Raw genomic sequence first — 9870 nt, forward strand, 5'->3', positions numbered from 1 at the left:
CCCAGCAGGCGGCGCGGTCGATGCGGCGTAGAGTGCGCGGCCCGCCGGTCATGAAAGCGGGCCGGACATGCCTTGGCAAGTTTTTTGTGCGTTCAAAGGTTCCGCGCCGCCTTGCGGCAATCCTCGGCGCATTCCCGGCACATCTGGGCGCAGCGCGCGCAATGGGCATCGTCGTGCTTTTCGCACATCGCGGCGCATTCGTCGCAGGCCTGCGCGCAAAGCTCCAGCATCGCCTTCAGCACGCCTTCGTTGCTGCCCGTGCGGCGCGAGCCCACGCGGTAGGTCGCCGTGCAGATGTCCGAACAATCGTTGCAAAGCCGGATGCACGGTCCGCGCTCGCCGGCATCCTCCTCGGCGGCGCAGGCATCGGCGCACGCATTGCAGATCGCCGCGCAATACATCGCGTGACGGACGGCCTCGGCCAGCGGTTCGTTCAGATGCCCCGCGACGTCGGGGTGCTCGGCCAGCATTTCCTTGATGGACATGGGTTCCCTCCTCGGTTGTCCATCGGCAATGCGCGCGGGCGGCGCGGTGTTCCGGGGCATCCGGCATATCGGCGGGCTGGCGGGGACGGGCGGGGCGGGCTACGACTGCGCCATGACCGCCCCCCGATTCATCCACCTGCGCGTCCATACCGAATATTCGCTGCTCGAAGGCGCCGTGCGGCTGAAAAAGCTGCCGGGGCTGGCCGCCGCGATGGGGATGCCCGCCATCGCCGTGACCGACAGCAACAACATGTTCGCGGCGCTCGAATTTTCGGTCGGCGCCATCGAAGGCGGCGTGCAGCCCATAATCGGCTGCCAGCTCGACCTGCTGGATTTCGGCGAAGACCCGCCGCGCGGGCAGTTGCCGCGCCCCGCGCCGCTGGTGCTTCTGGCCCAGTCCGAAGCGGGCTATGACAACCTGATGAAGCTGAACACCGCGCTTTACATGCGCGCGGATGGCGGGCCGCTGCATGTCACGCCCGACGATCTGGCTTCGCATGGCGACGGGCTGATCTGCCTTTCGGGCGGCCCCGACGGGCCGGTGGGGCGGTTGTTGCAGGCCGGCCACCGCCAGCGGGCCGAGACGCTTCTGACCCGGCTGGCCGCGATCTATCCGGGCCGCCTTTACGTCGAGTTGCAGCGCCATCCTGGCGAGGGGGGACAGCCGACGCCCGCCGAACAGGCGACCGAGCGCGGGCATGTCGAAATGGCCTATGCGATGGATCTGCCGCTGGTCGCCACCAACGACGTGCACTTCCCCAAGCCCGACATGTTCGAGGCGCACGATGCGCTGATCTGCATTGCCGAAGGCGCGTATGTCGATCAATCCACGCCCCGCCGCCGCCTGACGCCGCAGCATTACCTCAAATCCCCGGCCGAGATGGCGGCGCTTTTCGCCGATCTGCCCGAGGCGCTGGAAAACACCGTCGAGATCGCCCGCCGTTGCGCCTTCGCGGTGTCGCGCCGCGACCCGATCCTGCCCCGCTTCGCCGAGAACGAGGTCGCCGAACTGCGCCGCCAGGCGCGCGAGGGTCTGGCCGCGCGGCTGGCCGTCATCCCCCACGCCGCCCCGGTCGAGGATTATCAGGCCCGGCTGGATTTCGAGCTGGGCATCATCGAAGGCATGGGGTTTCCCGGCTATTTCCTGATCGTCGCCGACTTCATCAAATGGGCCAAGGACCACGACATTCCCGTGGGTCCGGGCCGGGGGTCGGGCGCGGGGTCGCTGGTGGCGTATGCGCTGACGATAACCGATCTCGATCCGCTGCGCTATTCGCTGCTGTTCGAGCGGTTCCTGAACCCCGAACGCGTGTCGATGCCCGATTTCGACATCGACTTCTGCATGGACCGCCGCGAGGAGGTGATCCGCTATGTCCAGCAGCGTTACGGCGCCGACCGCGTGGGGCAGATCATCACCTTCGGCGCGCTGCTGTCCAAGGCGGCCGTGCGCGATGTGGGGCGCGTTCTGCAACTGCCCTACATGCAGGTTGACAGGCTGTCCAAGCTGATCCCGGTCGAGGGGGTCAAGCCCGTCAGCATCGAAAAGGCGCTGGCGGACGAACCGCGCCTGCGCGAGGAAGCCCGCGAAGAAGTCGTGCGCCGCCTGCTGGATTACGGCAGCAAGATCGAGGGGTTGTTGCGCAACGCGTCGACCCATGCGGCGGGCGTGGTCATCGCCGACCGGCCGCTCGACGCGCTGGTGCCGCTCTACCGCGACCCCAAATCCGACATGCCCGCGACCCAGTTCAACATGAAATGGGTGGAACAGGCGGGACTGGTCAAGTTCGACTTCCTGGGTCTCAAGACGCTGACGGTGATCCAGAACGCCATCGACCTGATCCGCGCCTCGCGGCCGCTGCATGTCGGGCCGGACGGAACGCGGCTCTACGATCCCGCTCCGGGGACCGAGAACGACATCGGCGCGATCCCGCTGGACGATCCGGCCACCTATCGCCTTTACGCCAGTGCAAAGACCGTCGCCGTGTTCCAGGTGGAAAGCAGCGGCATGATGGACGCGCTGCGCCGGATGAAGCCCACCTGCATCGAGGATATCGTCGCGCTGGTCGCGCTTTATCGTCCCGGCCCGATGGAGAATATTCCCAAATACTGCGAGGTGAAGAACGGCCTGTCGGACCGCGAGCGCCTGCATCCCAGCATCGACCACATCCTCGACGAAACGCAGGGCATCATCGTCTATCAGGAACAGGTCATGCAGATCGCGCAGGACATGGCCGGCTATTCGCTGGGCGGCGCCGACCTGCTGCGCCGCGCGATGGGCAAGAAGATCCAGGCGGCGATGGATGCCGAAAAGCCCAAGTTCCTGGCGGGCGCCAAGGCGAACGGGGTCGATGCTTCCAAGGCGACCGAAGTGTGGAACCTTCTCGACAAGTTCGCCAATTACGGCTTCAACAAGTCGCACGCCGCCGCCTATGCCGTCGTCAGCTATCAGACCGCCTGGCTCAAGGCGAACCATCCGGTCGAATTCATGGCCGGCGTGATGAACTGCGACATCCACCTGACCGACAAGCTGGCCGTCTATGCCGAGGAGGTGCGGCGCGGCCTGAAGATCGAGATCGTGCCGCCCTGCGTCAACCGCTCGGACGCGACCTTCCGGGTCATCGACGGCCGGATCGCCTATGCGCTGGGCGCGCTCAAGAACGTCGGCGTCGAGGCGATGCGCCTGATCGTCGAGGGGCGCGGCCAACGCCCCTTCGCCACGCTTTACGACATGGCGCGCCGCGTCGATCTGAAACGCGTCGGCAAGCGCCCGATGGAGATGCTGGCCCGCGCCGGCGCCTTCGACCAGCTCGACCGCAACCGGCGGCGCGTCTTCGGCGGGCTGGATGCGCTGGTGGCCTATTCGGCGGCGATCCACGACCAGAAGGCCAGCAACCAGGTCAGCCTGTTCGGCGAGGCGGGCGACGATCTGCCCGAACCCCGGCTGGCGCAGGCCGATGACTGGCCCGCCGCCGAACGTCTGGCCGAGGAACACGCCGCTGTCGGCTTCTACCTTTCGGGCCATCCGCTGGACGATTACATGGCGCCTCTGCGCCGCAAGAAGGTGATGACGCTGGAAGAGGTCCGCGCGCGCGCCGCCCAGGGCCCGCATGTCGCCAGCATCGCCGGTGCCGTCAGCGGCCGGCAGGAACGCAAGTCCGCGCGCGGCAACCGCTTTGCCTTCGTGCAGATGTCCGATCCCACCGGGCTTTGCGAAGTAACGGTCTTTTCCGATGTGCTCGAATCCTCGCGCGACCTGCTCGAGGCGGGCAGCCGCGTGGTCGTCCAGGTCGAGGCGACGATGGAGGCCGACACCCTCAAGCTGCTGGGCCGCAGCATCGCCGCCGTGGACGACATCGTGGCCGATGCGGGCGGCTCGGGCCTGCGCGTCTTCGTGGACGAGGCGGGCGCGATCGAGGCCGTGCGCGACCTGCTGGAAGGCGCGCGCGCCGACCGCAACGTCCGCAGCGGGCGCGGCCCCATCACCCTGTGCCTGTCCGACCCCGCCCTTCCCGGCGAGGTCGAGGTCGATCTGGGTGCCGATTTCCCCGTCTCGCCCCGCATCCGCGCCGCCATCAAATCGCTGGGGTTCGAGGTCGAGGACGTCTGACGCCCAGCTACCAATGCGGCGGGCGCTGGTCGGCTAGGGGGACCGACCCGCCCGCGTCCAGGTCGCGCTCGGCCTCGCGGCGCATCAGCATCTCGATCCGCCGCTCCAGCCGCTCGATTCGGCCGGCCTGCTCGGCGACGATATCCGACAATTCGTCCTGCACACGCAGAAGATGCGCGACTTTCTCTTCTAGATTGTAACGTGGATCGGTCATCGGTCCTCGGAAGAAACAATAGGCCAGATCACGCAGTCATTATCGCCACAACTGACTGATCTGGGGCGATAAACTTCAACCCGTCTCAAATTGACCGTATCCCGGACAGACCGACAATTCCATGGCCGGTCGATTCATGCGGCCCTTTCAAGCGAGTGATACGATGAAAAAGAAAACTCTGGCCGGCGCGTTTGTCGCGGCGGCATTGCTCGGCGGCGCTGCGAATGCCGCCACCATCGGATTCGAGGGGCTGGATGCCGGCGCGATGCAGAATGTGCCGCTGACCACCTTCACCGAAGCCGGTTTCACCTTCGGCCTGACCTGGACTGGCCCGTCCAAGGGGCCGGCGATCTTCGACACCCTCTGCAAGGGCTACAAGAAGTGTAACGACGACAAGGATCTGCGGCCGCGCAACCAGGGCGACAACGGCGTCGCCGGCAACGTCCTGATCCTTCAGGACGCGGGCAACGGCAAGCCGACGCCGAACGACGCGGCCGCCGCGGGCACCATCACCTTCACCCTGCTCGACGGTCCGGCGCTGCTGCTCTCGGGCGCCTCGGCGGTCGATGACGGCATCTTCGGTGTCGTGGCCGGCGGCAAGACGCTGGGTTCGGCGAACATCGCCAAGGATCGCCAGACGGCGACGATCGCCTTCGATCCGTTCCAGATCAACCGGGGCGAGTCGTTCACCCTGACCTACAGCGGCTCCGGCGGCTTCGACGCGCTTCAGGTGGCGGCCGTTCCGCTGCCCGCCGCGCTGCCGATGCTGCTGGCCGCGATGGGCGGTCTGGGCTGGGCCGCCCGGCGGCGCAAGGCCGCCTGATCGCGCGCCTGATCGCGTCTTGGCGTCGGGCTTGCACGCCCGGCGCCCCATCCCGGCGGCTTGCCCCCACAAGGGGCATCCGCTAGGCAGCGCGCGACTGCAACGCCGGGGACAGTGATGGCGCCGAAGAAACAACCGCGACCGAAGGCCGCCACCCCCAAGGGCTTTCGCGACTATTTCGGCCCCGAAGTCACCCGCCGGACCGAGATGCTGCGCCGCATCGCGGATGTCTATCACCTTTACGGCTTCGATGCGCTGGAAACCTCGGCGGTCGAGACGGTCGAGGCGCTGGGCAAGTTTCTGCCCGATGTGGACCGCCCCAATGCCGGCGTCTTCGCCTGGCAGGAGGATGCCGACGACAAGGGCGACTGGCTGGCGTTGCGTTACGACATGACGGCGCCCCTGGCCCGCGTCGCCGCGCAATACCGCGACACCCTGCCCAGCCCCTACCGGCGGTTCACCATGGGTCCGGTCTGGCGCAACGAAAAACCCGGTCCGGGCCGCTTTCGTCAGTTCTATCAATGCGATGCCGATACGGTCGGCGCGCCCTCGATGGCGGCCGATGCCGAAATCTGCGCCCTGACCGCCGATGTGCTGGAAGCGGTCGGCATCGCGCGCGGCGATTACATCGTGCGCGTGAACAACCGCAAGATCCTCAACGGTGTGATGCAGGTCGCGGGGCTTGCCGGGCCCGACCACGACGCCGCCCGCGGCATCGTCCTGCGCGCCATAGACAAGCTGGACCGCCTCGGCCGCGACGGCGTGCGCGATCTGCTGGGCGCGGGCCGGCGCGACGAAAGCGGCGACTTCACCAGCGGCGCCGGGCTGGACGACGCGCAGGCGGCGCTGCTGCTCGATTTCTGCGAGGCGCGGCGCGACGACAACGCCGCCACGCTGGTCCGGCTGCGCGATCTCGTGGCCGATTCCGCCATCGGCGCCGACGGGGTGGAGGAGCTGTCGCAGATCGCCGACGCCCTCGCCGCGCTGGGCTACGGCCCCGACCGCGTGGTGATCGACCCTTCGGTCGTGCGCGGCCTCGGCTACTATACCGGCCCCGTCTACGAGGCCGAGCTGACGTTCCAGATCGCGGACGAGGACGGGCGCCCGCGCCAATTCGGCAGCGTCGCGGGGGGCGGGCGCTATGACGATCTGGTGCGCCGCTTCACCGGCCAGGACGTGCCCGCCACCGGCGTGTCAATCGGGGTGGACCGCCTGCTGGCCGCGCTGGACGCCAGGGGGCGCGTCGACGACGCGGCGGCGGGTCCGGTCATCGTGACCGTCATGGACCGCGACCGCATGTCGGACTATCAGGCCATGGCCGCCGAGCTTCGGCGCGCCGGCATCCGCGCCGAAGTCTATCTGGGAAATCCCAGAAACTTCGGCAACCAGTTGAAATACGCCGATCGCCGCGCGTCCCCGCTGGCCGTGATCCAGGGGGCCGACGAACGCGCGCGCGGCGTGGTGCAGGTCAAGGATCTGGCGCTCGGGGCGCGGTTGGCGGGCGAAGTCACCCACGAGGAATGGCGCGCCCAGCCCGCGCAGTTCGAATTGCCGCGCGCCGATCTGGTGGCCGGGATCGCCAAGCGCCTGCAATGACCGATCTCGCCGAAAAGGCCGAGGCCGCGCGCTTTCTCGCCGCATTTCAGGCTGCCGGCGCGCAGCCGGTCGAAACCGACATCCTGCAACCCGCCGAGACGTTGCTGGACCTTTACGGCGAGGATATCCGCGGCCGCGCCTTCACCACCTTCGATCCCCAGCGGGGCGAAATGATGCTGCGCCCCGATTTCACCGTGCCCATCGTGCAGATGCACATGGCCGGCGGGGCCGATGATGGCGGCATCGCGCGCTATGCCTATTCGGGGCAGGTTTTCCGCCGTCAAGAAGACCTGTCCGACCGCGCGCCCGAATACCTTCAAACGGGGTTCGAGCTTTTCGGCGGCGACGATCCCGCCGCCGCCGACGCCGAGGTTTTCGCGCTGTTTCACGACCTGCTGGCGCCCCTGGGCCTGCGGATCGCCACCGGCGATACCGGCCTGCTGATGGCCGCCGTCGCGGGGCTGCCCGTCAGCGATGCGCGCCGCGCCGCGCTGCTGCGGCACATCTGGCGGCCGCGCCGGTTCCGCGCGCTGACGGAACGGTTCTCGCACCGGACCCGGCCCCGCCGCCCGGCCCCGTCGAACTCACCACAGATCGGCCTGCGCAGCCTGGCCGAGGTGCGCGCGCGTCTCGCGGCCCTGAATGCCGACGCGGACGAACCGCCGCTCGATCCGGCGCTGGTCGGGCTGATCGACGAATTGCTCGAACTCCACGATGCCGCCCCCGCCGTTCTCGGCCGGCTCGAGGATATGGCGATGGATATGCCCTGGATAGCCGATGCCGTCGACGGTTTGGCGCGCCGGCTGGATGCGATGACGGCGCGCGGCATCGACGTGGCCGCCCTGCCGTTCGAAACGGCGCATGGCCGTGCGACGATGGAATATTACGACGGCTTCGTCTTCTCGTTCCGCGCGCCGCAGCGGGGCGATCTGCCGCCTGTGGCGACGGGGGGGCGCTATGACGCGCTGACGCGGGTGCTGGGATCGGGCCGCGCCGTGCGCGCCGTGGGCGGCGTCATCCGCCCGGCGCTGACGCTGCTTGCGGCGGGCCGGGGGGCGTCATGCTGAAACTGGGCGTGCCGTCCAAGGGCCGGCTGATGGACAAGACGTTCCAGTGGTTCGGCGAACGCGGCCTTGCCATGGCCCGCGACGGCGCCGACCGCGAATATGCCGGCAGCGTGGACGGCGCCGATCTGCAACTGGTTCTGCTCAGCGCCGCCGAGATCCCGCGCGATCTGGCCGCCGGGCGGATCCATCTAGGCGTCACCGGATCCGATCTGGTGCGCGACCGGCTGGTCGCCTGGGATGCGCAGGTCGAGGAGCTGGCGAGGATGGGTTTCGGTCAGGCCGACCTGGTGATCGCCGTCCCGACCTTCTGGACGGATGTGGAAACGCTCGACGATCTCGACGCGGCGGCGGCGGCCTTCCGGCGCGATCATGGCTTTCGCATGCGCATCGCCACCAAGTATCACCGCCTGGTCCGCAACCATCTGCGCCACCACGGCGTCGCCGATTACCGGCTGATCGACAGCCAGGGCGCCACCGAAGGCACCGTGCGCAACGGCACCGCCGAGGCCGTCGCCGACATCACGTCGTCCGGCGAGACGCTGCGCGACAACCATCTCCGGCCGCTGGCCGACGGGCTGGTCCATGCCAGTCAGGCCACGCTCTATCGCGCGCGCAACGCGGCATGGACCGACGAAGACCGTCAGACGCTGCAAAGGCTGAAGAAGCGCCTCGGCCTCGACGCCTGACGGTCCGTGCGGGGCGTCAGGCCGGGCGCTTCATCCGGCGACGGCCAAGGATGCCCATTCCCGACAGGCCAAGCAGCAGCAGACCGGCCGCACCCGGAAGCGGCACCGGCGAAATCTCGGCGGCGGCCACGGGCATCGTCGCGACAAAGCCGCCGTCAGGCGCCGACGGGTCGATGCCTCCGGGCACGATCAGCCCGTGGATCACATATTCCCGCAGATGCAGCGGAAAGATGTCCGCCGAGGTATAGTCGTTGCCCAGAACCGGGCTGAAGAAAATGGAATCGTCGGTCAGGTCGAACAGCAGGTCGTATCGCAGCACGCCGCTGGCATCGGCGAACGGCCCCGAATGGACGGCGCTCGGGTCGGGATCGGGAAGCGCCAGCGCCGGTTCGAGGGACAGCAGAATGTCGCCATAATTCGGCGCGGCTTCCAGCACCTCGACGAACCCGTCGCCGTCATCGTCCAGGTCCATCGTCGGCAGGATCGAATCGCGCGGCGTTCCGTCGTCGTTGAAGCGGCCATGGATGTGATTGACATGCAGCCGGTCCGGCGTCAAGCCGAAGATCTCGGCCCGGGCGCGCAGCGTGTTTGCGGTGCGGTCCACATCGAAGATCACCGATCCGCTGACGCCCGAACCGTTCAGTTCCGTCAACGCCGCCTTGAAGGTCGCGGCCCAGCCGGTCACGGGAACCGTCAGCGCCAATGTGGCCGCCGCCAGAACCGCCGTCATCCTGTAGCTTTTCATCAAAAGTCTCCCTGAAAGTCGGTGACAAACTGTCACGTCGTCACAAGCTAGACTAACTTTTCGTCAAGACAGCCGCCCTCACGGAAACTTTTGTTCACCGTCACCGCACGCCGATTTCCGCCAGTGCTGCCATTAGCGACGGCGGCAGGTCCGCATCGCCACCGCGCGCGCCACCCAGGTCCGCCGGGGCATCGGCCGCTTCCAGATAGCGCCAGCCCTGAAAGGGGCGTCGCGCCACGGGTTCGGTCCGCACCACTTCGGCGTCCAGCACCAGCCCGCAGCGCCGGATGCCGTCCTGCCCCGTCACCTCGTGCAGCGACAGGACGCGCTGGCGGGCCAGGATCAGCCCCTGGATCACCCAGAAGATCGACCCTCCTGCCAGCAATTCGGCCTGTCGGCGCGGCCACATCCGCGTCAGATGGTAATAGCGTCCGCCGATCCGCTGCTCAGAGCGGTTGCGCTGCCAGTCGATCAGCCCCTCGACGCTTTCCGATCCGACCGAAAGTTTCAGAAGATGCAGTTTCGCGTCCATGCCGTCCCGTTCCGGTCGCCTACAAGCGCTTGTGCCTCAGCGCCTCCGACCGCCGATATAGCCCGGTGCACGTTGACGCGCCATGCGGCCGACAGTAACGTGATCGGCCCGCCTC

General features: G+C 67.9%; 9 protein-coding genes. 5 read left to right on the forward strand and 4 right to left on the reverse strand.

Annotation, left to right across the window (positions count from 1 at the left end):
- Positions 1-92 precede the first annotated feature (92 nt).
- Entirely contained in the window at positions 93-485 is a 393-nt protein-coding gene (locus OCGS_RS05960; protein ID WP_007426328.1) for a four-helix bundle copper-binding protein, read from the reverse strand.
- A gap of 112 nt (positions 486-597) precedes the next feature.
- Between OCGS_RS05960 and dnaE the strand changes: the two genes are divergently transcribed.
- Entirely contained in the window at positions 598-4092 is a 3495-nt protein-coding gene (dnaE, locus tag OCGS_RS05965; RefSeq protein WP_040610640.1) for a DNA polymerase III subunit alpha, read from the forward strand.
- A gap of 7 nt (positions 4093-4099) precedes the next feature.
- On the opposite strand, the gene OCGS_RS05970 is transcribed toward dnaE, so the two are convergent.
- Entirely contained in the window at positions 4100-4306 is a 207-nt protein-coding gene (locus OCGS_RS05970; protein WP_007426330.1) for a SlyX family protein, read from the reverse strand.
- Between the two features lie 163 nt (positions 4307-4469).
- On the opposite strand from OCGS_RS05970, the gene OCGS_RS05975 reads away from it, so the two are divergent.
- From OCGS_RS05975 to hisG, 4 genes are all read left to right on the forward strand, one after another.
- Positions 4470-5129 (forward strand): VPLPA-CTERM sorting domain-containing protein, encoded by a 660-nt coding sequence (locus OCGS_RS05975; RefSeq protein ID WP_007426331.1) that lies wholly within the window; start codon positions 4470-4472, stop codon positions 5127-5129.
- Between the two features lie 117 nt (positions 5130-5246).
- Positions 5247-6725 carry a histidine--tRNA ligase gene (gene hisS, locus OCGS_RS05980; RefSeq protein ID WP_007426332.1) on the forward strand — a complete coding sequence of 493 codons (1479 nt, stop codon included), beginning with the start codon at positions 5247-5249 and terminating at the stop codon, positions 6723-6725.
- On the forward strand, positions 6722-7792 hold the full coding sequence (locus OCGS_RS05985) for an ATP phosphoribosyltransferase regulatory subunit (protein ID WP_007426333.1): 1071 nt from the start codon (positions 6722-6724) through the stop codon (positions 7790-7792). Before hisS ends, OCGS_RS05985 begins: the two co-directional genes overlap by 4 nt.
- Positions 7786-8478: an ATP phosphoribosyltransferase gene (gene hisG, locus OCGS_RS05990; protein ID WP_007426334.1), complete on the forward strand. Its 693-nt coding sequence runs from the start codon at positions 7786-7788 to the stop codon at positions 8476-8478. Before OCGS_RS05985 ends, hisG begins: the two co-directional genes overlap by 7 nt.
- Positions 8479-8494: 16 nt before the next feature.
- Here hisG and OCGS_RS05995 read toward each other — a convergent pair whose 3' ends face one another.
- Both OCGS_RS05995 and OCGS_RS06000 read right to left on the reverse strand, forming a co-directional pair.
- The gene (locus OCGS_RS05995; RefSeq protein ID WP_007426335.1) at positions 8495-9223 is read right to left on the reverse strand and encodes a hypothetical protein; all 729 of its coding nucleotides are present in this window, start codon (positions 9221-9223) and stop codon (positions 8495-8497) included.
- A 100-nt stretch (positions 9224-9323) separates the two neighbouring features.
- Positions 9324-9755: a DUF1489 family protein gene (locus OCGS_RS06000; protein WP_007426336.1), complete on the reverse strand. Its 432-nt coding sequence runs from the start codon at positions 9753-9755 to the stop codon at positions 9324-9326.
- Positions 9756-9870: the final 115 nt, after the last annotated feature.

The sequence above is a fragment of the Oceaniovalibus guishaninsula JLT2003 genome (assembly GCF_000299575.1).
Taxonomy (GTDB): Bacteria; Pseudomonadota; Alphaproteobacteria; order Rhodobacterales; family Rhodobacteraceae; genus Palleronia; species Palleronia guishaninsula.